Here is a 23,554-nt window from a genome sequence, read left to right as displayed (position 1 = left end):
GACGAAGACGGTTATTTGGGTGATGACACGTACCTGTGGAGGGTCCCATGCCCGTGGGAGAGTGACTTCTTACTGTCACCCTTCACGGAAAGAAGTAACGTGAACATCAATTATGGCCGTCCTTATTCAGTCTGAGTTTCATTCCGAAAGCTCGTCGGATGGTAACGCCACTGATTAGTGGAACAAACCAAGGCGCTCGGGCCCACCACGCGCCGTGGAAAGATATTAAGGTGGATTGAAAATAACGTGAGCAGTAGTGTGGTTTGCTGAAGAGGTATTGCGAAAGTGGTGAACACTCGTTAGCCTGAAAAGTGACAGCATGGTTCGTTGCCGGACTGTTGCTGCTCTATAAAAGGGCCCCAACCAGTTGCAGCTAGTTGAGGCTCTCGGGCCTAACGACCCATGTGAAGTATCACCGTAATGAACTTCACGATAGCGGTCACAAGATTAAGGATTCCGCTCACCAGGTTGAGAATTGCCGTTCTCTTGGTGGCGGGTCTTTTCCTTTGCGACAGGGCGTATCAAATGAGTGCTTCCCCTCCTTCTACCTCCCTAACGTCGTAGGGTTGTCCCTCGCTAAACAAGGCACACGGGGCAGCCCACGTCACGCGCGGGCCTACCGCGCACCGACAGAGGGAGTCACGCTCACATCACCGTGTAGGGACATCAGCGTGAACCAGAATTAGCGGTAGCAGTTGTGAGTGGGTGTGCGGGGGACTCTGAAATCGTTCCCACGATCACGCGGTGAGGCCGGGGAACAATCTTCGTGGACAGGAGTCGCGACCTGGGGAAACAATGTGGTTGGTCGACCGGAACTGGCGCGAAACGCTAAATGGTTCCCGAACGCGGGAACTTTTTCAGCGGGCGAGCGACGTGAACTGGGGAAACACGTCCCGAACGCAGGCGGGCGGCCCCGAGACGCGAAAAAGTTCCCGGACGCAGGACGCGGGAACTTTATCGCGGATAGGGGGAAGGGGATGGGGTAGGACAGAGCGCGTTGAGTATCAGCGAGCCGGAGTTTAGGCGGCCGCGAGGAGGCTGTCTGTGCGCAGGCGGTTGAGCATCTCGGCTTCGACGAGGACGGGGATGAAGTCTTCGACGGTTGCGGTGCTGCAGTGCTCGGCGAGGACGGTGTCGAAAGTGTTGTTGATTTCGGCTTCGCTGAATTGTGGGGTCCAGGTCTCGAGGAGGTCGTGGCGGATGTTGCGAAGTACGCGCTTCTGGATGGTGTTGAACTGAATCTGCATGGTTACGCTCCTTGTTAAACTCTTGTTTACCTGGAGTTCACTTTAACCTACGCGCAAGAATACTGCAAATGCTCCAATAATGGGCGCGCCCCAACTATCTAATACGCCTGGTCAATACCGCAATCAGGGGCGAGACGCACCACAAACCGAACAGTCCGAGGCTAAGCGGCGGCAGACCGACGGGCGCGGCCCCCGTGTTTACCGAGCGGCCATCTGGGTACACCACCACGCCGACGCCCATCGAGGCGGCAAGCCCCACATCCGCGTTAAGGGCGGACCAGCGTGGGGACGGCGGGTCGACTTCCACGTCGCCAACGCGTAGCGCGCCGGACTCGACGACATTCATGATTTTGGGGGCGGGGTCGACGATGGTGGCGCCGTCGGCGCGTCGGGTGAGCGTGGGGCGGTCGACGAAGAAGACGTCGCGGCCCTGGTGGTCGACGTGCGGGATCGGGAGGGAAGACGCTGGAACTGGGGTGAGGGCGGAGAGGGCGAAGGGGGCGTCGAGAAGCTGGAGGAGGGCGAAACTGCCGGCGAGCTGGGCGCGAAGCCCCGGCAGGTTGCCGGCGGCGGTGACGTAGGCGGGGATGGCGAGGATGAGGAGTTTGTGGGCGTCGCGAAGGAGGCCGCCGCCGGGAACGTGCTGGATGATGGGGGTGAGCCAGCCTGCCCACGACGCGAGCGCCAGTGCAAACCCGAGGCCCGCCAGCACGAGGAGGCGGCGCGGGACGTGGCGCCACGCCAGGCACAGTACGGCAAAAAGCAATACGCCGAAGATGGCGAAGCCGGAGGCGCGGGAGGCGGGTACGGCGTGGGCGTTCCAGATCCCGCCCAGGCCGAGCAGTGCACCGAGGGTGCCGACGCTCCCCTCCGCACGGGGGGCGAACATGGCCGCGGCCTGCGCCGAGGACGTGCCCTGCCCGCCGCCAAAAGCGGCAACCGCTCCGGCGACGGCCCAGGGCGCGCAGGTCAGGGCGCTGAACAGCCAGCGCCTGGAGTGGAGGGCGGCCGCGATAGCGCCGGTGGGAGTCAACGAACACACCCACTGGGCGGCGATGCTGCCGCGCCCGCCGAGGGCCACGAGCGGCAGCAGCCAGGCGGCCACCGCCACCGACCACTGCCCCTGTAGCAGGCGCTCGACGACGAACGGGTTCCACACCGCGACCGTGATCGCAGCGAACCGGCCCCAGCCGCTACTGCCGATCCGCCAGCCTGCCCACGCGGCAGCGGCGGCTGCGCCGACCACGAGCGTGCGCACCGCCAGGACCGGGAAGGGGAGGACGGCGAGCAGTGCGTCCTGGGGGACGTTGCGGGCGGGCAGGTCCCCAAAGCCGAGGGCGGCGCGGGTCAGCGCCATGTCCGGCAGGACGAGCATGTCCCGGTAGGCGAGCGCCTCGCCCGGCGCGAGGAACGGCCAGGTCACGCCGAGGACCAGGACTGCCGCGTAGGCAACCAGCAGCCAGGAGAGCAGACGCCCCTTAATCACGGCGGCGCCGCACCAGCAGGACGAAGGCGTAGAAGAGCGCGAGCGCGCTGACCAGGCGGGTTACGAACGCCATGACCTGGAGGGATTTGAGGATGTGGACGTCGTGAAGTGCGGCGGAGGCCGCGGTGGCCTTGTTCTCTTCGCTGAGTGTGTAGAGGCCCTTGAGGGGGCCGCGCGTGATGGTCCACGACTCGTCGAGGAGGCGGCCGGTGCGGCGCTCGACGTCGATGGTTCGCTCAGCGTGGTACTCGGGCACGTCGATGGTGGCGGTGTACTTGTAAGTTTCCAGGCCGTCGACCCAGCCCGCGCCGAGGTAGTCCAGGGGGACGACGAGGTCCGCAAGCGGGTCGTAGAACGGGTAGGAGCGGCGCTCCGGGTTGTACGGCAGAACGTAGCCGAGTCCCTGGCGCCCGCTGGTGGGGTAGGCGGAGGCTGGGTTGACCTCAAAGGAGTCCTCGGCGATGACGGCGCCGTCGTTGCGGACGGTGGCGGACATCGTCAGCGCCTGCTTCTTCGGGTTCGCCTCCGAGGGGCCCTCCGTGATCAACAGGGTGCGGGTGAGGGCGGAGGGGCCGTCGAAAAGGAGGGTGCTTTCGGTGGGGGCGAGCACCCGCTGGTGGTTGATGATGAGCGGGGACAGGAAGTTCAGCGCCACGCACACCGCGATGATGGCGGCGCAGATGCCCAGGCGCCGTTTGCTTACAATGTCCACATCAGAAACATTAACGTACTCCCGGAACTGGCGGGCTTGCGCGGTATCGCGGCGCTCGGCATTGTGGTGACGCACGTGGCGTTCCAGACGGCCACTGACTCGCCGGTGCTCGCGCGCTTCGACTACTTCGTGGCCGTCTTCTTCGCGCTGTCGGCGTTTTTGCTGGCGCGCGGCGAGCCCCGCCCGGCGCGCGAGTACTACTGGCGTCGCGTCGCCCGCATTGTGCCTGCGTACCTAGTGTCCGTGGCGATCATCGTGGTGACGTTGCGACCGCTCGCGGGGGTGCGTGCTGGCCCGCTTCTGGCCAACCTGACGCTTACGCAGCTCTATGTTCCCGGCGGGCTTATCGACGGCCTCACCCAGCACTGGTCCCTCTGTGTCGAGGTGGCGTTCTACCTGGTCCTGCCTGCGTACCTGGTGTGCGGGCGCCGGGGCCGCGCCGTGGTGCTGGCGGTGGCGGTGGCGGCCGCCCTGGTGTGGCCGCACCTGATCCCCAGCCCGGAGCAGACGCCGGGGGAGCTGAACCTGCAGATTTGGCCGATCTCCTTTGCGCCGTGGTTCGCGGTGGGCTTGCTGTGTGCCGAGGTGGAGCGCGCCGGGCACACGTGGCGGCTGCAGGTGCCGGGGCTGCGCTGGGTGTTTCCGGCGTTGTCGTTGCCTGTCGCGTGGGCGGGCGGGGTGCTTGGGCCTGCGGGTTTGGAGCACCCGAGTGCTGCTGAGTTCAACGTCCGCGTGCTGCTCGGCGCGCTGTTCGCGGCGCTTTGGATCGTGCCGTTCGCGCTCGCGCCGCGCCTGCACGGCACCGCGCTGTGCACGCGCTCGGCGCAGCTGCTGGGCCGGTGGTCCTACTCGCTGTTTTTGTGGCACATGGCGGTGCTCTACTTCGTGTTCCCAATCTTGGGGGTAGGGCTTTTCGACGCCCACTTCGTCCCCGTCCTCACCCTGACGGTGCTGTTGAGCCTGGTGGTGAGCTATCTGTCCTACTCGTGGGTGGAGGTGCCGGGGGCGAAGGGGGTGCACCAACTCCGCGCGGGAGTTGTTAGGTAAGGCTTGCCTGGCATATTGTTATTCCGCTCTATTGGAACAATCGTAATACGGCAAGGAAACCACTGTGAACATCCTGCGTAAAGCAATGACCGGCGCCGTCGCACTGTGCGCGGCCGCCTCACTCGCCGCGTGCTCGGGCGACAGCGCCGACACCACCCCATCCGCCGAGCCGACCCCGGCGGACAAGGCGCTGACCGTCACCGACGTCACCGGCCGCGAAGTCACCTTCGACCACGCGCCGGAGCGCATCGTCCTCGGCGAGGGCCGTGGCGTCTTCGCCACCGCGCTGCTCGGCGGGGACCCCTTCGACCACGTCGTGGCCTACGGCAACGACCTGACCAAGGCCGCCCCGGCGTTCAAGGACAAGGTCTTCGAAATCAGCGAGGGCGCCATGAAGGCGCAGGAGATCGGCAACATCGGCAAGGGCGACGTCTCCCTGGAGACCCTCATGGCGCAGGAGCCGGACGTCGTCGTGATGACGCTCGACCAGAAGAAAGTCGCCGAGGAATCCGGACTTTTGGAAAAGATGGACCAGACCGGCATGAAGTACGTCTTCACCGACTTCCGCCAGTCCCCACTCGAGCACACCGTCAGCTCCGTGCAGTTGCTCGGCGACCTGATGGGTAAATCGGAACGCGCCAAGGAGTACGGCGAGTTCTATGAATCGAAGGTCGAAGAGATCAAGGGTCGGGTCGAAGAGGCCGTCGCAAAGGACGGAGAGAAAGACGGCCTGATCTGGTCCGCCGCGGGCTTCGTTGACTGCTGCAGCACCCCCGGCAAGGCGAACCTCGGCCAGCTGCTCACCGCCGCGGGCGGCAACAACCTGGGCGAACAGCTCATCACCGCCGACTCTAAGCAGTTCAGCGCCGAGAAGATGATCGAGCTGCAGCCCGAAAACCTCATCGTCACCGGCGGCGAGTGGGCACGCAAGCCTGACCAGCCGGACACCTTCAGCCACGTCGAGCTCGGCTACCAGTCCAGCCCGCAGCGCGCCGCCGAAACCCTGAACAACCCGCTGGGCACTCCGGGCCTGGACCTGCTGCAGGCTCCGAAGCAGGGTAAGTACTTCGCCGTCTACCACCAGTTCTACGACAACCCGTACAACGTGTTCGCGCTGGAGGCGTTCGCGAAGTGGCTGCACCCAGAATCCTTCGCTGACATGGACCCGGCAAAGGACTTCGAACAGTTCCACGCCGACTGGCTGCCATTCGACTACTCCGGCGCGTTCTTCGCCCAGGCACAGCAGTAGGGGAACCATGAACCAGCAAGATCAGGCGATCCGCGCCTACCACCAGCGAGGACGACGCAAACTCATCGCGATTAGCGCGCTGCTGCTCGTCGCGTTCATCAGCTTCGTCGTTGCCACGGTGGTCGGCCCGATCAACCTCAGCGCCTCCCAGCTTCTCGACGCCCTCCTCCACCCCAACACCGCACCCGAGCAAGCCTCCGTGGTCCTGTGGGACCTGCGCCTGCCGGCCTCGGTGATGGCGCTGCTCATCGGCGCGTCCCTGGGACTTGCGGGCGGGATGATGCAAACCATCCTGGACAACCCGCTCGCGGAGCCGTTCACGCTGGGCATCTCGGCGGCGGCCGCGTTCGGCGCCGCGATGTCGATCGTGCTGGGCATCAACCTGATCGCGCACCCCCAGTTCAACCTGGCGCTCGCCGCTGCGCTGGCCGCCCTGGTGGCGGTGGCCGTCGTCGCCGCAGCAGCCGTGTGGCGCGGCGCCGCCGCCGAAACCATGATCCTGCTCGGCATCGCCCTGTCCTTCTTCTTCCAGGCGCTGCTGTCGCTCATGCAGTACGGCGCAACGCTTGAGGCGCTGCAACAGATCGTCTTCTGGACGCTCGGCTCCATGCAGCGCGCCACCTGGCTCGCCGACGGCATCATCGGCGTCCTCCTTGCCGCCGCAATCCCGTTCGTGGTGTTCAACGCCTGGCGGCTCACCGCCCTCCGACTTGGCGACGCCCGCGCCGCCTCCCTCGGCATCAACGTCTCCCGCCTGCGCGTCACCACCCTGATCGTGGCATCCCTGCTGGCAGCAGCTTCGGTGGCCTTCGCCGGTGTCATCGGCTTCATCGGACTGGTCGGCCCCCACATCGCCCGCATGTTGGTCGGGGAGGACCAGAAGTTCTACCTCCCCGCCTCCGCCGCGGCCGGCGCGCTGCTGCTCACCGCCGCGCACGCCGTCTCCATCACCGTCAAACCAGGCCTGGTGATCCCGATCGGCATCATCACGGCCATCGTCGGCGTCCCATTCTTCGTCTTCCTGATCTTCTCCCGCTACCGCAAGGCAGGCCACTAACCATGATCGTCGCCACAGACCTCAACGTTGCCTACGGACGCACCCCTATCCTCCACGACATGACCTTTCGCCTGGGCACCCCCGGCGCCGTCACCGGCCTCCTCGGCCCCAACGCCGCCGGTAAGTCCACCCTGGTCAAAACTATCGCCGGGCTCAAAACCCCCACGTCCGGCACCGTCACCACCACCTGCGAGCCCCACGACGTCGGCTACGTCCCCCAAGACCTGCTGACCAGCGCGTCGCTGACCGCGTTCGAATCCATCGTCGTCGCCGCAAAAGCCGGAGGCGCCGTCACCAACCCACTCGAGGCCACCGCCGCGATGATGGACCGCCTCGGCATCCTCCATATCTCCGACCGGATGGTCTGCCACATGTCAGGCGGCCAGCGCCAACTCGTCGGCGTCGCCCAGATGCTGGTACGCGAACCCCAACTCCTCCTTCTCGACGAACCCACCTCCGCCCTCGACCTCCACCACCAAGTCAGCCTGCTCACCATCATCCGCAACATCGTCGCCGACACCGAACGCCAAGCCGTCGTCGCAATCCACGACCTCAACCTCGCCGCCCGCTACTGCGACGAACTCCTCGTCATGAAAGCCGGCCGCGTGGTCACGCACGGCGAACCCCTCGACGTACTCACCCCCGAACTCCTCGAAGAGGTCTACGGCATCGAAGCCCGGGTCCTGTACGACCCAGTCTCCGGCGCGCCCGTCATCTGCCCTGCGTAGGGGGTGGTAGGGGGTTGATCCGTTTTGGTATGGAACTGTTCTGGGTAGGCATTCAACAAGAGTCAGCGTAGGTGGGGTGCATATGTAACTTCGATGCCAGCCCCAGAGACAGATTGTGTTGCATATCACAGTATTGAAAAAGAGTAACATGCGTGATAATATCGACACCAATGTGTTTATCTCATACGAACGCAGCCTTCATCCCTACCTCAAGAAGCTGTCATGTATCTCAACTCCCATATCAGAAAGATCTTCAACCGGGCTACAGTCCTGGCATCATCGGCTTGTCTGGCCATGGCTGTGGCGCCAGTGGCAGTCCATGCTCAGGAATCATTCATCGGAGAAGAAGCTGAAACCACGGTCGGAGTAATTAACCCGAATGATCAGTCGACTAGATCAGTTTCCTCGGAGATGACACTGGATGAGTATTGGACACTGGATCGCATGTCGAGAGCCACTCCTGTTGATGCAACCCTCGACTTGCCATTTGCGGCGGACCGAGCAACGTCAAACAGCAAAGAGGTTGTCGTTTCCCCTGAAGTGCCAGAACGTGAACAAGAAGCATCAGAACCTATTGAACCGTTCTCCTCATCTCAAACGGCCAGTGAGGCGCACTCTCGAATCGGCAATTCCGGTGCTGCGAATGGAAAAGTATTTTTCTCAAAGAAAGTCAATGGCCAATATGAAGATCACGTCTGCTCCGCATCTGCCGTAAACTCAGACAACAAAAGTACCGTAATTACTGCCGGTCACTGCGTTCATAGCGGGAGCGGAGGTGAGTTTCATAAAAACTGGGTATTCGTTCCAGAATATACGATCGGTGTTGCACCCCATGGGAGATTCAAGGCCAATTTTATGACCACAACTACTGACTGGGCCAACTATGGAGCTACACCTCGTGGGTTTGCTTCTGACTTCGGGTTTGTCACTGTCAACTCAGAAAGAGGGAAACGTCTCGTCGATGCGGTTGGAGGCCATGGACTGCGCTCCGGAAATGCAGGTTCGTTCAAAGCTGACATAATTGGATATCCCCGCAAACGTTTCCTGGGTTCCGCTATGTTTCGGTGTACGGTACCGGTGAAAAACGAAAATTGGTCGTCCTTCAATTTCTACATGTCATATGGGTGCAACTTTGGCGGTGGTGCATCCGGTGGCGCATGGCTAGAAGACTTCAACGGAACTCTGGGGCATATCCGCTCCGTGAGTTCGTTTGGTCCTGAAAACGGTGCGTCGTATCTCGGTTCGCCGATCATAACCTCCAAGATTTGGGACATGTTTGATTCAACGGCGAGTCGGCCAGTGAAGTAAGGAGTGAGAATGTCTGGCATACTATCTAAATTCGGCATAAACGCAGGTTTGAATGCGCAAACTGTACATTTGGTCGGCGTTATTTTAACTGTGTTTGCGATAGTGGGAAGTACCATAGGAATAGTCTCAGCCACACCTGTCGGCGACGAACTCAGCAGTGCAATGGGGATCGTCCACAAAACTCGACAAAAACCTTTCGACCGAGAGGCGCGCAACGATCTCAAAAATGAGCGTCAAGTCAAATGGGCAGGCTATCAAGTAATTAGTCCGACAGAAATTCGAGTGTTCTTCCCCGCCGGAACCGAAACTTGCTACGGATACCGCGCGGAGACATCGGAGACCGCGACATCAGTAAAAGTTAGAGTGTACGAAGGGAATATTCCAGGATCGCCTGATAAGTGCATCCTGATCGGTTCCACGGCCTCCATGAAGGTGACGTTGCAGTCGCCACTTGGGGCTCGCTTGCTCCAGAACTGGTAGATCACCCGCCTGTTGTGTGAGAGTTTTCCGACGTTTCTTTGGCCCGTGCCCTAATGGGAACGGGCCAATTTACGGGGTGGAGCCCAATAAATCTCAGATTCACCCCTCGTACTCCGCTATCGTCATCTAGCCTGCCTAGTCCGCGGTGGGCCCATCGCACGCTTGTAATCCCACGCTTTCAGCATCGTTGGGGCGTGATGGACTGAAGACGCGGTAAAGCTATCGCCTGCAACCCGAAGAATTCAGGCTGATTCACCCTTCTGCCAAGCAACGATTGCTTCAGAAAAAGAGAGATCTGGATTCTTCTCCCGATAGCTCTTTAACTCTGCTGCCGAAGGGATTGGCAGATCAGAAGCAATAACATCATCGAGTGCTGAGCGCCGATTATGCGACCGCAACCCCCACACGCCAATCGCCGCGACTACCGTCGCAAGCAGAAACTGGCCGGAAAGAAGCCCCAGTACCGCCGCGAATAGAGCCAAATATGATCCAATGATCGTCAGTTTCTCAGACATAACGACACCTTTCGCAATATCTCGGGCGTGCTATCTACTCAAAGCACTGGTCTTTGATTCCTGCAATTTTTGTCAGCTCTGCTGTGAGCACCGACTGCGATCATTCTAGTGATTGCTGCCGCACATCGCACTCCTTTAATCCCACGCTTTTAGCGAGTTTTCGGCTGAGAGGCAGGCCGGGTGCGCACCAAATTCCTGCATGAGGTTCGCGCGACCTGGGGGTTTGTAAATCCGCTCGCCGAAAACCCGGAATCTGGTGCGAAGAAGCAGCGGTCGTGGGAACTTTCTTCGTAGACAGACGACGCAACCTAGGGAAACACAAGTGTTAGTCGACCGGAACCGGCCGAAAACCCAAAATGGTTCCCGGGCGCGGGAACTTTTTCAGCAGGCGGCGGGGCCAACACTCAGTCCGGCCACCTAGTCCGGCCAGGCGAGGCAGGCCACCGCGACGCACCCGGCCACGAGCATGAGGGCGGCGTCGCCGGCGTACCCGGCGGAAGGCCAGGGCGCGCGTGCCAGCCACAATCCCATGGCGGTGATGGCGCCGGCGGCAATGTATTGGCTGGCCAGGAGGGTAAAGCGGCGGACCGCCCAGACACCGATGGCGCTGACGATTCCGATTGGCGGGTTGATGCACAGCGCGGCTGCCAGCGGCAACGCCGCCACCATCTTGCCGGGGACAGGGCGGGCCGGAGTGCCAACGCCACGGCGCCGCCACGCGAACCACCCCAACACCAGCACGGTGACCAGGCTGAGCGCCGCCCCGCCGAACAGGCTGAGGCGGTAGGGGCGCTCCCCTGCGAAGGAGAACGCGAGGGTGCCTCCGCGTCCGGCGGGGATGTGGAAGGCGAGGTGGCCGGCGTCGATGCGTTGGGCGGCGAGGGGTTCGCCGTCGAGGCTGGCCTGCAGGCCCGGGTTGTACGCGCGAGTGGTGATGAGCAGGCGGTCCTGGTCAGCGCGCGCAATAGCGTCACCAGCCACCGGCTCCCACGCGGCAGATAGAGCAGCAGGCGCAGGCCCGCGCCGCAGCGTGATCGTTTCGGCGTCCGTGACCAATTCGTGGCGCCCGGCGGGAAGGAAGACGGTGTTGGTGGCGGAGGAGCCGTCGATAAGGGCGGGGGTGGAGAGGTGCCATTCGGCGTCTTCGTCGGTGGTGAATGCGCGCTGCAGTGTGTTGGTTTCGGGCATGAGGCGTTGGAAGAAGTAGGTGTCGGCGGTGCCGGGGACGTCGACGATGCGGTGGATGCCGGCGTCGATTTCTGTGATGCCGACGGGTTCGGTGAGGGTGAGCGTGGTTTCGCCGCGCACGGTGATGGTGCGGGGCTGGTCGGCGACGAGACTGAGGGTGCGCTCGCCGGATGAGTCGGTGACCTGCACTTTCGTGTTGGCGGTGGCAGTGATGGAGGCGGTGTTGGCGGTGGGGGTGAAGCGTAGCCACGGGTGGGGGTCTTGGGCGGCGGGCCACCAGGCGGTGTCGTCGAGGCCGTCGAAGGCGGCGGTCAGCGACCGGGAGGCACGGGCGCCGCCGAAGGCGGTGGCGTCAGCGGCGGAAGAAGAAGCGGAGGCATTACCTTCCATCGCGACGCCCACCGGCGTGCCCGCCGATGGGTAGTCCGGCACCAGGTTGCGCACGTCCTTGCCCTCCGAAGCGGTGGCCAGGTACGCGGACTGTGCGCGCTGCACGGCGCCGTAGTTGCGCACCGCCAACGCCGGCGTATCCGTCACGATGTCCGCATCGCCACTGGTCAGGGTTGCGGGAAAGTAGCCGAACTCGCGCCATAAGAGGGGGAGCGCCTCGCCGCCGGCGTCGACGCGCACGGGGGTGGCGCTGGTCAGCATCATGTCGCGCGTGGACTCCAGCGCATAAATATCGACGTCCCCGAAGCGCACGGTCGGCTCGCCAAGATTAGGCACGCTTGTCGACGCCACCTCCTCCTCCAAATCGTGCCGGACCACGACGACGCCCACCCCGATGGCGCGCAGCGCCTCCGAGTCCACGGCGCGGACCTGGCCGTCCAAGCCGCGGATTGCCTCCGGGTCGACGAGGGGGATGGCGTCGCGCACCGCGAAGCGCGCCTGACTGAGCGCCTGGATCGGTTCGTCGCGCGTCCAGCCCCAGGTCTGCCGGGCGAAGGGCGCGGCGGGGACGACGAGCGTGCGGGTGCCGGTGGCGTGTTCGTCGAGCCAGCGGGCCGCCGCGACCCAGTCCGCGGACGGTTCCTGCCACGTGCCCTGCGGCAGCAGGCGTAGCGACCACGCCGGGGATACCGCCACCGCCACCAGCGTGACGGCGCCGACCAGCTGCGGGGTGCGCGCCCGGGACACCACCCATCCGGCTCCCAGCGCCAGCGGGAGGCGGACCAGTGGGTCGAATTTGTGCAGATTGCGGAAGGCGTCGAGGGGGGCGTCGAAAAGTGAAGGGTGGGCGTGCGCGAACCACAGAATGCCCACGCCCACCGCGAAGACCGCGACGAGCGGGCCGCGGGCGGGCATGTCGCGGCGGGCGAGCCCCGTGATGCCGAGCGCCGCCACACCCGCCGTGAGCAGCACGAATACGGGCTCGGTGACCAGGAGGTGCCCGGTGGCGCGCTCGGCGTCGACGAAGGGGGTCCAGCTGGTGGTGCCGCGCAGGACTTCGATCGGGTTGAGCCACGCGGTGGTCACTGAGGCGGACTCAATAAAGTCGGTGAACGGTGGGGAGTAGCGGCCGAGCACCACGAGCGGGCCGAGCCACCACGCGTTGACCAGCACCGCGCCCACCGGCCACAGTGCGGCGGCGCGCCACTGGCGCTGCGCGCACAGCACGAGCAGGGCGGGTAGGCAGGCGGCGATGGTGGCCGTCGCGTTGACCGCACCCATGCACGCCACCGGCAGCAGCGCGGCGGCGAGCCGCGGGCGGCGGCCAACCCTCAGGAGTGGCAGCAGCGTCCACGGCACCAACGCCACTGGCCAGGCCTCCGAAGAGATGGCGGTCAGCGTGGTCAGGATTCGCGGGCTGAACGCGTACAGCGCCCCGGCCACCGCCGGGCCCGCCACCCCGCGCATGCCCAGCCGCCTGGCCAGCGCGTACGTCCCGGAGAACGCCAGGCCCACCAGCAGCGTCCACCAGCAGCGCTGCAACACCCACGCGGGCAGCGGCAGCAGGAAGAACACGCCCTGGGGGAAGAGGTAGCCGTACGCCTGGTTCTGCAGCTGCCCGAGCGTGAAGCGGTCCGTGTAGGCGTGCATCGCCTGCGCGAGGAACCCGGCAGGGTTGGTGGTGAGGTCGAACTTGGTGTCCGCGGCGATCTGCCCCGGCGCCTGCGCCCACACAATCAGCGCGATGATTGCCCACGCGACCAAGTGGGGAGTGAGGCTGCGGAGTTTAGCGCGCGCCATATTCCGGGCCGCCAAGCACGGCCTCGTCTGCCGGGACGGCGTTGGACACCGGCACGGAATTCTGCCCGGAGAACGCCGCTACCCCAATCACGCCCACCACGCCGAGCACAACACCGACGACGGCGCTAGCCACAACGGAAGGCAAGGTAGTACGGTTTGACATGTGCAAAAGCGTACCAGACGTGTATGGGGGTCCGCCGCGGTGACGGCGGGGCTCGTCGTCGTGCTCGCCGGGTGCGCGCCCGAGCCGGCCCCACAACCCGTGACGACGCCCGCTCCGCTCCACAACCACATCCCACTTTTGCCCACCGACACGGTGCCGATCACCGAGATCGTCCCCAAAACGCCAGCCCAGCAGCGCGTCCCGGAGGACCTGCGTGCGCGGGTGGCCTCCCTCATGGTTGTCGGGGTGAAGAACTACGACCAGGCCCGCGCGGCCCTCGATCAGGGCGTCGGCGGGCTTATCATCCCCAGCTGGGCCGACCCCAAGCTTCTCGACGACCCCGGCCACGACATCAATGCGCTGCGCGAGCAGTACCCGCGCGGGTTCACCGTCGCCATCGACTTCGAGGGCGGCCGCGTCCAGCGCCACACCGACGTCCTCGGGGACTTCCCCGCGCCGGGCCGCCTCGCCGCCGGCACACCCGCGGTGATCCAGGGCACCGGCTACGACATCGGACGGTCGCTTCGCGCCCACGGCATCAACGTGGACTACGCCCCGGTCGTCGACATCGACGCCGCCGACCTCGCTGTCGTCGGGGACCGCGCCTTCCACCGCGACCCCGCCGAGGTCGTCCGTATCGCCGCACTCTTCTCCCAAGGCCTTCTCGACTCCGGCGTCACCCCCACCTTCAAACACTTCCCCGGGCACGGTCGCGCCTCCGGAGATACCCACAAGAAGCTCGCCACCACGCCACCGATCGGGGACCTGCACGCCTTCGACTTGGTCCCCTACGGCGAGCTCCTGCAACGCTTCCCGCGCGCCAGCGTGATGGTCGGCCACATGATTGTGCCCGGTCTCGGCGCCGAAGGCGTGCCCAGCAGCCTCAACCCGGAGGCCTACCGCATCCTGCGCGAAGGCGACTACCCCGGCGGCGTCCCCTTCGAAGGCGTCGCCGTCACCGACGACCTCTCCGGCATGCGCGGCATCCTCGAATACGCCCCCACGCCGGACGCGGTCCGCCTCGCCATCAGCGCAGGTGCCGACCAAGCCCTCTGGTCCTCGGGCCACGACATCGCGCGGATCATCGATGGTGTCGTAGCGGGCGTCGAAAAGGGCGAAATCCCCGAGTCCCGCATTGATGAGGCCGCCACCCGCGTCCAACAACAACTCATTGACGTTGGGTTATAGCCCATACTCGATTACCCTGGGGCGGGTGAATAGGGCAACAAAGATCTTCATCGGCTTCTCCGTGGGCGTGCTCGCGGTGCTGCTGGCCATCTACCTCGCCGACCTGGCGCTCAACCGCGGCCACGTGCCGCGCGGCACCACCGTCGGCGGCGTCGCCATCGGCGGACTCACCCCGCAGGAAGCAGAAGCCGAGCTCAAAGCCCAGCTTGGCGACGCCCCCTCACGCCCCATCACCGTCACCTCCGGGCCCGAGCGCGCCGAAGTGGTGCCGCAGCGCGCCGGGCTCGGCATCGACTACTTGGCGACCGTGGAGGCGGCCGGGCTGCAGTCCGCAAGCCCGATTGAGCGCCTCAGCGGCCTGATCCGCGAGCACGAAGTGGCCGTCGTCCCCAGCGTCGACGACGCGAAACTCGCCCCAGAAATCACCCGCCTGCAAAAAGAACTGCACCGCGACCCCGTCAACGCCGCCATCACCCTCGAAGGCGGCACCGCCCGCGAACGCACCCCCGAGGACGGCCAGGACGTGCCCGCCGACGCGCTGCGCACCCAGCTGACCGCCCACTGGCTCAACCCAGACGGCGTCACCGTTGAGCCGCAACCAATAGCGCCGCGCATCGGCGCTCCTGCTCTCAAGGAAGCGATGGACGGCCCGGTCCACCGTGCCCTCTCCGGGCCACTCACCGTCAACGGCCGCGAAGATGTCACAGCCGTGATCCCGAAGGAACGCATCGGCGAGATCCTCCACTTCGACGAGGTCCTGAAACCCGTCGTGGACCACAAGGCAGCCGGCGCCATCCTCGGCGAGCAGCTGCACGAGTCCGAAGTCGAGGCCAAGAACGCCCGGGTACTCACCAGCGGCGGCATCGAACCCTCCGTCGACGGCATCAACGTCGACTGGGACGCCACCTTCAAAGGCTTCGACGACCGCCTCCTCCACGACGCCGACCGCACCTGGGACGCCACCTACAAAGACGTCCCCGCCGCCTTCACCACCGCCGACGCCGAACAAGCCACCTTCAACGACACCGTCGGCTCCTTCACCACCGGCGGCTTCAGTGGCGCCTCCGGCGAAAACATCCGCATCGTGGCCAACACCGTCAACGGCGCCATCGTCAACCCTGGCGAAACGTTCTCCCTCAACGGCTACACCGGTCCCCGCGGCACCGCCCAGGGCTACGTTGAATCCGGCATCATCATCAACGGTCGCGGCGGCACCGCCGTCGGCGGAGGCATCTCCCAATTCGCCACCACCCTCTACAACGCCGCCTACTTCGCCGGCATGACCGACGTCGCCTCCACCCCACACTCCTACTACATCTCCCGCTACCCAGCCGGGCGCGAAGCCACCGTCTACGAAGGCGCCATCGACCTCGCCTTCCGCAACGACAGCAACCACCCCGTCAAAATCGTCACCAACTACGGCGGCGGCAACATCACCGTCAGCCTCATGGGCGTCAAGACCGTCAACGTGCAGTCCATCAACGGCGGACGCTGGGCCTACACCCAGCCACAACCCCGCACAGTCACCGGCCCCGACTGCGCCCCGTCCGGCGGCGCCCCCGGCTTCACCACCTCCGACACCCGCGTGATCACCGACCTCGCCGGCAACGAACTCAGCCGCGAAACCACCACCACGGTCTACGACCCGCAGCCCATCGTCCGCTGCGGGTAGGTGCCTGTTCCTCGTGCGCCAAATTCCCTCCCGCGAGGCGCGCTACCTGGGCGAAATGCTGGGACGCTCGCCGAAACGCCGGAATCTGGTGCGCGTCCCGTTGCGCCAGTGACAAAAGACGCATCTCTTATTGGCTATCCATTTTGTGACCTGCAGTTATGTCGACCCTACTTTTTCGGGTTGCGTCTTTTGTCACTCGCGTCTCCGCCCACCTCAAAAACGGCAAACGTAAACACCCCTGCAAAAGGGGTGTTAGTGGAGGCTTAGACGTCGAAAATGATAAAAGCCGCATGAGTCACTAAACCCCTGTTGAGCTGGGATTTAGCTGTTTTTGAGACTGCTCGCTACTTCGCTGGAGGTTCGGCGATCCGGCAGTCATCGCTGTAACGCCCACTGGGGGTGGCGTCCGTTTGAAGCCAAGGGGATCTGCGGGTGGGCTTGCGTTAGCGGGTATCTGGTTAGGGGGTGTCATCGCTTTCAGCTAGTGGTTGGAGGGCACGGAGTGTTTCAATACCGGCTTGATTGAGCGTTTCGAGAATTAACTCTGTGAGTGTTTCGTGCTCTTGAGCAGTAGATGGACTTGCTTCAGGTTCGTGTTGGACAGTCCTGAAGTGCTTGATCGGTGCGAACCCATTTCGCGGGCGCAGCAAACTTCCAGCCCAAGAGCCTTCGTTCTTACAGATGTAGAGTGGAGCGCACTCATTGACCACGCCATCGTAGACGAGGATACGATCCGGTTGGTATTCCGCACCGGTGAACAGGTAAGCATGGCCTTGAAAGGGTGATGCTCGTATCGGTTGATGTGCACGGTTAGGTACACCTCCCAGAAAGCGAGTAAGGTTAGACTTACCTAATAAGGATGGTGTTTACGTGAACGATAGTGTAACGGATCAGGTTGTTGACGGTGAGTATGGGTCCGCGAAGGAAAAATCTGTCGCTGGCCAGAACGCGATCCGTCAGCTATCGCAGCCGGTGAAAGGCAAACTGTTTATCGCGCAGGTTTTGGCTTTTCTCTCAGGCGTGTTGGCTATTGCCCCGTATGTGGCTCTGGTGGAGCTTGGCAGAGAACTTATGCAAGACCAGGTGGACCCGGCGCGGGTGAACTGGATCGTCATGCTCCTCGTCAGCGCATACATGGCCCGGTTGACCTTATATTTTGTTGCATTGGGCGTGACGCATTTTATTGACCTGTCGTTGCGTAATCAGATGCGTCGGCAAATTGCCGCCCGAATGTCGACTGCTCCGCTGTCGTGGTTTACCCGCGAGGGTGAGGGGAAGATCCGCAAGACCATTCAGGATGATACGGCCACGGTGCATACAGTGATCGCGCACGGGCCGATTGAGAAACTGAACGCGATCGTATCCCCGCTCGCCTTGTTGGTGTATGCGTTTGTGGTGGATTGGCGGCTCGCTCTGCTGTCGATTGCGACGATTCCGATTTATGTGGGCATGTATGGCATGTCGATGCGTGGGATGAATGAGAAGACCGCACAAATGGACACCAAGCTCGCTCAGGTTTCGGCAACGATGGCCGAGTTCGTTGCCGGTATCTCAGTGGTGAAAGCATTCGGCAAGGTCGGCCAAGCACATAAAGCCTATTTAGATGCGGCTAACGAGTTTTCTAAGTTCTACCGGGCGTGGTGTATGCCGCTGGTGTCGATGTCGGTCGCCTCATTTTCGTGGGTGTCGATCCCGGTGTTGTTGATCGTGAACCTTGGCGGTGGCGCGTTGATGATGAACGCCGGTTGGGTGAGCATCTACGAGGTGATAACGACGACGTTGATCGCCTTGGTGCTGCCGGGAGCGTTGATGGCAGTCGCAACCATCGCCTGGTCGTACCAGCTCGCAGGGTCTGCGGCAGTGAGGCTGGTGAACGTCATGGAGCTACCAGCGTTGAGTCAGCCCGATGCGCCACAGACACCACACGGTCATGATATCGAGATTCGGGGTGTGTCGTATGCCTATGACGACACCCAGGCATTAGACGAGGTGAGCCTGAGCATTCCGGCAGGCACGGTGACCGCGCTGGTTGGCCCGTCGGGTGCGGGGAAGTCGACGTTGGCGAGTTTAATTGCCCGCTTCGATGACCCGGACGCTGGCACGATCACTATCGGCGGGGTTGATCTAAAGAGCATTTCCCAGGATTTGTTGTATTCGACGGTCGCGTTCGTCTTGCAAGATGCACAGCTTATTCGCGACACCATCCACAACAACATTGCCCTGGGCGCGCCAGACGCAACCTTGGATCAGGTGCGACAGGCGGCGAGAGCCGCGCAGATCGACGAGTTCATCATGAGCCTGCCAGATGGTTACGACACCGTGTTGGGGGAGGACACCCACGTTTCGGGCGGGCAGGCAGCCCGTATCGCGATCGCCCGGGCGCTCATGGTTGATGCCCCAGTGTTGGTGCTGGACGAGGCGACGGCGATGGCGGACCCGGAATCGGAATCGAAAATTCAACAAGCTCTCTCGACTCTTGCCAAAGGCAGAACCGTGATTGTGATCGCCCACCGGTTGGCCTCGATCAGGGGCGCGGATCAGATTGTCGTCATGGAACGCGGGCGCATTGCTGTGGTCGGTAAACACGACGAGCTGTTGGGTAATGCGCACTATCAGGCACTTCTTGCCCAAGGTGCATGTGAGGAGATGACACGATGAATCAACTATTGCTGCCACGCTTTAAGCGTTTGATGGAACCCGCCTCGTGGCGTGACCTCTCGGTCGGTCAAGCGTGGGGTGCGGTCTCAGGACTGTGTCACGGCTTTGCCCTGCTGATTCTGCTTCCCGCAGCAAGTGCCCTAGCGACCGGAATGCCGGTGTGGGGGTTATCGTTTTGGGGCTGGCTCATCGCCTTGGCGGTGATCTCGGTAGCGGGTGTAGGCACCGAGTTTTATGGCATGCGCACCGGCTATATTGGCGCGCTCGGGTTCATTCACGACGTCCACCACGCAATAGGTAACAAAGTAGCCCGCCTACCGTTGGGAGTGTTCGATTCGGGTAGCTCTGGCCGACTGTCGCGCATGGTCACCCAGGAAATGATGAACTTGGGCGAGTCGGCGGCGCACTTCATTTTCTCCCTCGTCCAAAAACTCTCAGCCGTGCTGGTGATCACTGTGGGAACCTGGTTCTGGGATTGGCGGCTGGGACTGACCTTGACGATCGCGTTCCCGATCATGCTCGCCTTCCTCCATATCTCCCGCGTGCTTCTTGATAAAGGTAAGCAGGTTTCCGAACCAGCTGAGTCAGAATTGGCGGCTCGCATGGTCGAATTCGCCACCTGCCAAGGCGCGCTGCGCTCCTGCCATGTCGCCGACGACTACCCGGCCCTTGATCGGGCATTCAAACAGGCTGACCGCAAAAGCCGCAAAGCATTGTGGATCGAAACATTAGCGAACCTGATTAATGGAATGTTCGTCCAAGCCCTCGTCGTGATAATGATCTGGCTGACCGCCCAACTCGCCCTCGGCGGGCAAATGAATGCGCTGAACGCCGTGGTCACAATCGGCATGTGCCTGCGGTTCACCACCATGCTCCAAGACATCGGTGGCTGCATGACCGGGCTGGAAGAACGCCGCCAGCAGATGAACCACGTCGACAAGGTCATGGATGCCCCCGAACTGTCCGAACCCGATGCCTCTACACCAGTGAGGGCACCTGGTGATGTTCGTTTCGAGGACGTCACCTTCAGCTACGATCCGGACACCCCGGTGCTGCACGATATGTCCTTCCATGTCCCGCAAGGCGGCATGTGTGCCCTGGTTGGTCCATCTGGGTGCGGGAAGACGACGATCGCCCGGATGGTTGCACGTTTCTGGGATGTGCAGTCCGGCAGCGTGCGCGTTGGCGGAGTGGACGTGCGCGAGCAGACCACCGAAGATTTGATGCGCCAGATATCTCTGGTCTTCCAAGACGTCTACTTATTCAACGACACTCTCGAAGCCAACATTCGCCTTGGCAATCCCGAAGCTACTGATGAAGAAATCAGGTGGGCCGCTGAGCTGTCGGGCGTGACGGAAATTGTCAACCGCCTCCCAGACGGCTGGAATTCATTGGCGGGTGCTGGCGGGCGTGCACTGTCAGGTGGGGAACGCCAACGAGTGTCCATCGCTCGCGCCTTGGTGAAGAAAGCCCCGATCGTGCTGTTCGATGAGGCCACCAGCGCGTTGGACGCGGAAAATGAAGCCAACATTGTTGCGGCGATGAACGAGCTGCGTAAGCACTCCACACTAATTGTCATCGCCCACAAACTTGAAACCATTCGCCAAGCTGACCAAATCATTGTGCTCTCCCACGATGGGCGTATCGCCCAGCGCGGGTGCCACGACGAGCTGGTCAACCAGCCGGGTCAATACCGCGATTTCTGGCAAGAACGCATCAACGCAGCTGGATGGCAACTCGTCTAAACACAGCACGTATAAGCACATGAAAGGAAAAACTATGTCTACGCCTACATCCTCGCGCCTCAACACGCGCGACTTCATCAACATTGGCGTCTTCACCGCCTTGATGTTCGTCATCGTGTTTGCATTCGGAATGCTCGGGTTCATCCCCGCCGCCATGTATGCCGGCTTCTTGCTTTCTATTCTCGTTAACGGCATCGTCTTTGCGCTGTTCACAGCACGCACTCCGAAGATGGGGGCATTGACAATCATGCTGATTATCATCGAAATCCTCTTCTTCGTGACCGGCCACTGGGTAGGGGGAATCGCGGTGGCCGCTGTATTCGGCCTGCTCGCCGACCTAGTCATTACCAAGGGGCCGAAGAGCGTGAAGGTTCGCGTTCCGCTGGCATACGCACTGTTTATTCTGCCGATCTATGTTTCCCCGTGGATGCCGCTATTTATGGACCAAGACGCATATATGTCGCAGATCGCCGAACAAATGGGCGCCGAGTATGCCGCGAAGATGGCGCAGGTTGTCACGATTCCGATTCTGTTGGGCTTCTTCGTTGTGATGCTCATCGTGGGCTGGCTTGCTGGTCTGTTGGGAACCAGGGTGGCGCGTAAGCACTTTGAACGGGCCGGTCTTGTCTAAACTTCCCGACCCGCGCACGATTATCGTAGCGCTCGTCATCGTCTCCACCACGATCTACAGTGCCTACTCGCCGTGGTTCGTGTGTGCTCTGGGCGGATTCGCCGCCGTGATGCTGGCGAGCGCTGCGATCAACCCCAACACGCTCGTGCGCCCGAGCTGGGTGGCCGTCTACCTGGCCACGTTTGCGGTCCTCGGCGGGCTCGTCTTCGTGATACCACTGGTGTGGAAGTCAACGGTCAGCGCGTTCCTCGTGCTGTTTTTGCAGTGGATGTGGCGATTCAGTGTCAGCGCAGGAATGGGAGCCTACGCGATCGGCGTGATCCGACCCGCCACCTTGCAAAAAGCACTCGCCAGCTCACGAATCCCAACCTGTTTCACGATCCCAATCTCGGTTGCCTTACGTGTGCTGCCCGTGATCGGCCACGAGGTTAAAGCGATCTCAGATGCGATGAAACTACGCGGCATGTCCGCGCTTTCCCTGCGCGCGGCCCAGTACTTCACAATCCCGCTGCTATCGACCGTGGTACGCAGCGGGGACGAACTGGCATCGGCCGCCCTCGTGCGCGGACTGGGCGGAACCGCAAAGCCCACCTCAGTCACGGTCGTGAAATTCCGTGTGATCGACGCAGTCATTCTGCTCATCGTTATCGGTTTCGCGATATGGAGAATCGTCCTATGACAATAACCCAAGCCACCGGCGTCACCTTCACCTATCGAGGAGCAGACCACCCCTCAATCAATGACGCAACCATCACCATCACACCCGGAACCGTCACCTTGCTGTGTGGCGCATCGGGATCGGGGAAGACCACCGCGTTACGGCTGTTTAACGGGCTCATCCCACACTTTCACGACGGCGACCTTACCGGAAGCGTCACAGTCGACGACATTGACGTGGCACGAGTAGATCTATCAGAGCTTGCCCACCACTGTTCGACAGTGTTTCAAAACCCACGCACCCAGTTCTACACCACTCACGTGCGCCAAGAACTCGCCTTCGGCCCAGAAAATCTCGGCCGCGCCCCGCAGGAGATCTGTGCCCGCATTGACGAGGTTGCAGCCGAGTTAGGTATCGCCGACCTGTTGGAATCCCGCGTCACACAGCTGTCGGGCGGGCAGATGCAACGCGTGGCCTGCGCCGTCGCCATGTGCAACAACACGTCGCTGATCGTCTTTGACGAGCCGACCGCGAACCTATCAGCTGATCTTATCGGCCAACTCGCCACACTCATCGCCAGGCTCAAAGCTGATGGACACACGATCATCATTGCTGAACACCGGCTAAGTTTTCTTTCCGGGATCGCTGACCGTGTCTACTACTTCGATAAAGGCAACATCGTCCTCACCGCAACCGGCGAAGAGTTCTACGCTACCTCGGATGAGGAGCGCAAACAGCTTGGACTGCGATCCCTAGTAACTGTGCCTATGCCACAACTTCCGGAACCGGCAGGGGAGGGGCTGGAGATCAGCAACCTCACCTTTGCCTACCGCCACGGAAACACAGTCCTCAATATTAACCACGTGTTGTTTCCGGCAGGGAAAATCACAGCGCTCCTCGGCCCGTGCGGTTCAGGGAAATCAACCCTGGCACGCATTGTTTGCGGACTAGAAAAAGCCAAACACGCATCCATCACACTCAATGGACAAAAATTCCCCAGCCGTGACGCCTACCTTGTGATGCAAGACCCTACCCGACAGTTGTTCTCAGATACCGTCATCGACGAAGTCACGCTCGGCACGACCAAAGCCGAAAAGCAACACATCGATGCCCACGCGATCCTTGAAGAACTCGACCTTGCCGACCACGAGGCTGACCATCCCCAAGCACTCTCTGGCGGGCAGCGCCAACGCCTGGTTATTGCTACAGCGCTTGCTGCGAACAAGAAAGTTTACATCTTCGACGAACCCACGTCCGGTGTTGGCTACAAGCACCTTGTCGCGATTTCCCGAGTAATGCGTAAACTCGCTGACACTGGTGCCGTCGTCATTGTCATCACCCACGACGCTGAACTCGTTACCGAGGTCGCCGACCATAGCGTCCGCCTTGACCAGATCAACGCCTGCTAACGCAAACGCTCGCTCAGCCGAAAGAGAGGAAAGCGCTTCCGCAGGTCAGAGCTAATGCGCTATACACTCGCTAACGCAAGCGATTTTCTTGACCCCCTTGGGGCGTACGCGCTAACGCAAACGCCTACTTATCATTTTCGACGTCATAGTGGAGCCGGCGACGGGAATCGAACCCGCACTCTCAGCTTGGGAAGCTGATGTTCTACCACTAAACTACGCCGGC

At 62.3% G+C, this 23,554-nt stretch carries 19 protein-coding genes and 1 tRNA gene; 13 read left to right on the top strand and 7 right to left on the bottom strand.

Annotated elements, in window-relative coordinates; genetic code table 11:
* Nucleotides 1–1,019: 1,019 nt before the first annotated feature.
* From QP752_RS10200 to QP752_RS10190, 3 genes are all read right to left on the bottom strand, one after another.
* Nucleotides 1,020–1,247 (bottom strand): three-helix bundle dimerization domain-containing protein, encoded by a 228-nt coding sequence (locus tag QP752_RS10200; protein WP_070975621.1) that lies wholly within the window; start codon nt 1,245–1,247, stop codon nt 1,020–1,022.
* Between the two features lie 94 nt (nt 1,248–1,341).
* Entirely contained in the window at nt 1,342–2,280 is a 939-nt protein-coding gene (locus QP752_RS10195) for a hypothetical protein (protein ID WP_284805431.1), read from the bottom strand.
* A 445-nt stretch (nt 2,281–2,725) separates the two neighbouring features.
* Nucleotides 2,726–3,520, bottom strand: a complete 795-nt coding sequence (locus QP752_RS10190) for a porin PorA family protein (RefSeq protein ID WP_284805430.1) — start codon at nt 3,518–3,520, stop codon at nt 2,726–2,728.
* Here QP752_RS10190 and QP752_RS10185 point away from each other — a divergent pair, their 5' ends adjacent.
* The 6 genes from QP752_RS10185 (at nt 3,521) to QP752_RS10160 (ending at nt 9,314) form a co-directional block, all read left to right on the top strand.
* The gene (locus QP752_RS10185; protein ID WP_284805429.1) at nt 3,521–4,492 is read left to right on the top strand and encodes an acyltransferase; all 972 of its coding nucleotides are present in this window, start codon (nt 3,521–3,523) and stop codon (nt 4,490–4,492) included.
* A gap of 64 nt (nt 4,493–4,556) precedes the next feature.
* Nucleotides 4,557–5,741 (top strand): ABC transporter substrate-binding protein, encoded by a 1,185-nt coding sequence (locus tag QP752_RS10180; protein WP_284805428.1) that lies wholly within the window; start codon nt 4,557–4,559, stop codon nt 5,739–5,741.
* 7 nt (nt 5,742–5,748) lie between these two features.
* Entirely contained in the window at nt 5,749–6,798 is a 1,050-nt protein-coding gene (locus QP752_RS10175) for an iron ABC transporter permease (protein WP_071573041.1), read from the top strand.
* A 2-nt stretch (nt 6,799–6,800) separates the two neighbouring features.
* Complete coding sequence (locus tag QP752_RS10170) at nt 6,801–7,526, top strand: ABC transporter ATP-binding protein (protein ID WP_070975618.1); 726 nt, start codon at nt 6,801–6,803, stop codon at nt 7,524–7,526.
* Nucleotides 7,527–7,748: 222 nt separating this feature from the next.
* Nucleotides 7,749–8,834 carry a serine protease gene (locus tag QP752_RS10165; RefSeq protein WP_143000809.1) on the top strand — a complete coding sequence of 362 codons (1,086 nt, stop codon included), beginning with the start codon at nt 7,749–7,751 and terminating at the stop codon, nt 8,832–8,834.
* A 9-nt stretch (nt 8,835–8,843) separates the two neighbouring features.
* Nucleotides 8,844–9,314 (top strand): hypothetical protein, encoded by a 471-nt coding sequence (locus tag QP752_RS10160; RefSeq protein WP_083433200.1) that lies wholly within the window; start codon nt 8,844–8,846, stop codon nt 9,312–9,314.
* Nucleotides 9,315–9,556: 242 nt separating this feature from the next.
* Here the strand turns inward: QP752_RS10160 and QP752_RS10155 are convergent, their stop codons facing one another.
* The 3 genes from QP752_RS10155 to QP752_RS10145 form a co-directional block, all read right to left on the bottom strand.
* The gene (locus QP752_RS10155) at nt 9,557–9,829 is read right to left on the bottom strand and encodes a hypothetical protein (protein WP_070361796.1); all 273 of its coding nucleotides are present in this window, start codon (nt 9,827–9,829) and stop codon (nt 9,557–9,559) included.
* Nucleotides 9,830–10,246: 417 nt separating this feature from the next.
* On the bottom strand, nt 10,247–13,207 hold the full coding sequence (locus tag QP752_RS10150; protein ID WP_284805427.1) for an alpha-(1->3)-arabinofuranosyltransferase family protein: 2,961 nt from the start codon (nt 13,205–13,207) through the stop codon (nt 10,247–10,249).
* Nucleotides 13,194–13,370 carry a DUF2613 family protein gene (locus QP752_RS10145; protein WP_071565697.1) on the bottom strand — a complete coding sequence of 59 codons (177 nt, stop codon included), beginning with the start codon at nt 13,368–13,370 and terminating at the stop codon, nt 13,194–13,196. Before QP752_RS10145 ends, QP752_RS10150 begins: the two co-directional genes overlap by 14 nt.
* Between QP752_RS10145 and QP752_RS10140 the strand changes: the two genes are divergently transcribed.
* From QP752_RS10140 to QP752_RS10110, 7 genes are all read left to right on the top strand, one after another.
* Entirely contained in the window at nt 13,371–14,558 is a 1,188-nt protein-coding gene (locus QP752_RS10140) for a glycoside hydrolase family 3 N-terminal domain-containing protein (RefSeq protein ID WP_284805426.1), read from the top strand.
* A gap of 25 nt (nt 14,559–14,583) precedes the next feature.
* On the top strand, nt 14,584–16,230 hold the full coding sequence (locus QP752_RS10135) for a VanW family protein (protein ID WP_256005630.1): 1,647 nt from the start codon (nt 14,584–14,586) through the stop codon (nt 16,228–16,230).
* An 870-nt stretch (nt 16,231–17,100) separates the two neighbouring features.
* Nucleotides 17,101–18,888 (top strand): ABC transporter ATP-binding protein, encoded by a 1,788-nt coding sequence (locus QP752_RS10130; protein WP_070361799.1) that lies wholly within the window; start codon nt 17,101–17,103, stop codon nt 18,886–18,888.
* Nucleotides 18,885–20,633 (top strand): ABC transporter ATP-binding protein, encoded by a 1,749-nt coding sequence (locus QP752_RS10125; RefSeq protein WP_070975613.1) that lies wholly within the window; start codon nt 18,885–18,887, stop codon nt 20,631–20,633. Before QP752_RS10130 ends, QP752_RS10125 begins: the two co-directional genes overlap by 4 nt.
* A 34-nt stretch (nt 20,634–20,667) precedes the next feature.
* The gene (locus tag QP752_RS10120) at nt 20,668–21,264 is read left to right on the top strand and encodes an MptD family putative ECF transporter S component (RefSeq protein ID WP_070361801.1); all 597 of its coding nucleotides are present in this window, start codon (nt 20,668–20,670) and stop codon (nt 21,262–21,264) included.
* The gene (locus QP752_RS10115) at nt 21,257–21,943 is read left to right on the top strand and encodes an energy-coupling factor transporter transmembrane protein EcfT (RefSeq protein WP_256005628.1); all 687 of its coding nucleotides are present in this window, start codon (nt 21,257–21,259) and stop codon (nt 21,941–21,943) included. The genes QP752_RS10120 and QP752_RS10115 overlap by 8 nt, the downstream gene beginning before the upstream one ends.
* On the top strand, nt 21,940–23,331 hold the full coding sequence (locus tag QP752_RS10110; RefSeq protein ID WP_256005627.1) for an ABC transporter ATP-binding protein: 1,392 nt from the start codon (nt 21,940–21,942) through the stop codon (nt 23,329–23,331). Before QP752_RS10115 ends, QP752_RS10110 begins: the two co-directional genes overlap by 4 nt.
* Nucleotides 23,332–23,480: 149 nt before the next feature.
* On the opposite strand, the gene QP752_RS10105 is transcribed toward QP752_RS10110, so the two are convergent.
* A tRNA-Gly gene (locus QP752_RS10105) sits at nt 23,481–23,554 on the bottom strand.

It is taken from the genome of Corynebacterium sp. UMB10321, from assembly GCF_030228725.1.
GTDB lineage: Bacteria > Actinomycetota > Actinomycetes > Mycobacteriales > Mycobacteriaceae > Corynebacterium > Corynebacterium pseudogenitalium.
The sequence above is the reverse complement of the archived record's forward strand: the minus strand, read 5'-3'. Positions and strand labels throughout refer to the sequence as shown.

Excerpts from the sequence above, each read along its gene's own strand:
- QP752_RS10175 (WP_071573041.1), top strand. The coding sequence starts at position 5,749 with ATGAACCAGCAAGATCAGGCGATCCGCGCCTACCACCAGCGAGGACGA.
- QP752_RS10155 (WP_070361796.1), bottom strand. The coding sequence starts at position 9,829 with ATGTCTGAGAAACTGACGATCATTGGATCATATTTGGCTCTATTCGCG.
- QP752_RS10165 (WP_143000809.1), top strand. The coding sequence starts at position 7,749 with ATGTATCTCAACTCCCATATCAGAAAGATCTTCAACCGGGCTACAGTC.
- QP752_RS10120 (WP_070361801.1), top strand. The coding sequence starts at position 20,668 with ATGTCTACGCCTACATCCTCGCGCCTCAACACGCGCGACTTCATCAAC.
- QP752_RS10150 (WP_284805427.1), bottom strand. The coding sequence starts at position 13,207 with ATGGCGCGCGCTAAACTCCGCAGCCTCACTCCCCACTTGGTCGCGTGG.
- QP752_RS10145 (WP_071565697.1), bottom strand. The coding sequence starts at position 13,370 with ATGTCAAACCGTACTACCTTGCCTTCCGTTGTGGCTAGCGCCGTCGTC.
- QP752_RS10125 (WP_070975613.1), top strand. The coding sequence starts at position 18,885 with ATGAATCAACTATTGCTGCCACGCTTTAAGCGTTTGATGGAACCCGCC.
- QP752_RS10200 (WP_070975621.1), bottom strand. The coding sequence starts at position 1,247 with ATGCAGATTCAGTTCAACACCATCCAGAAGCGCGTACTTCGCAACATC.
- QP752_RS10170 (WP_070975618.1), top strand. The coding sequence starts at position 6,801 with ATGATCGTCGCCACAGACCTCAACGTTGCCTACGGACGCACCCCTATC.
- QP752_RS10110 (WP_256005627.1), top strand. The coding sequence starts at position 21,940 with ATGACAATAACCCAAGCCACCGGCGTCACCTTCACCTATCGAGGAGCA.
- QP752_RS10160 (WP_083433200.1), top strand. The coding sequence starts at position 8,844 with ATGTCTGGCATACTATCTAAATTCGGCATAAACGCAGGTTTGAATGCG.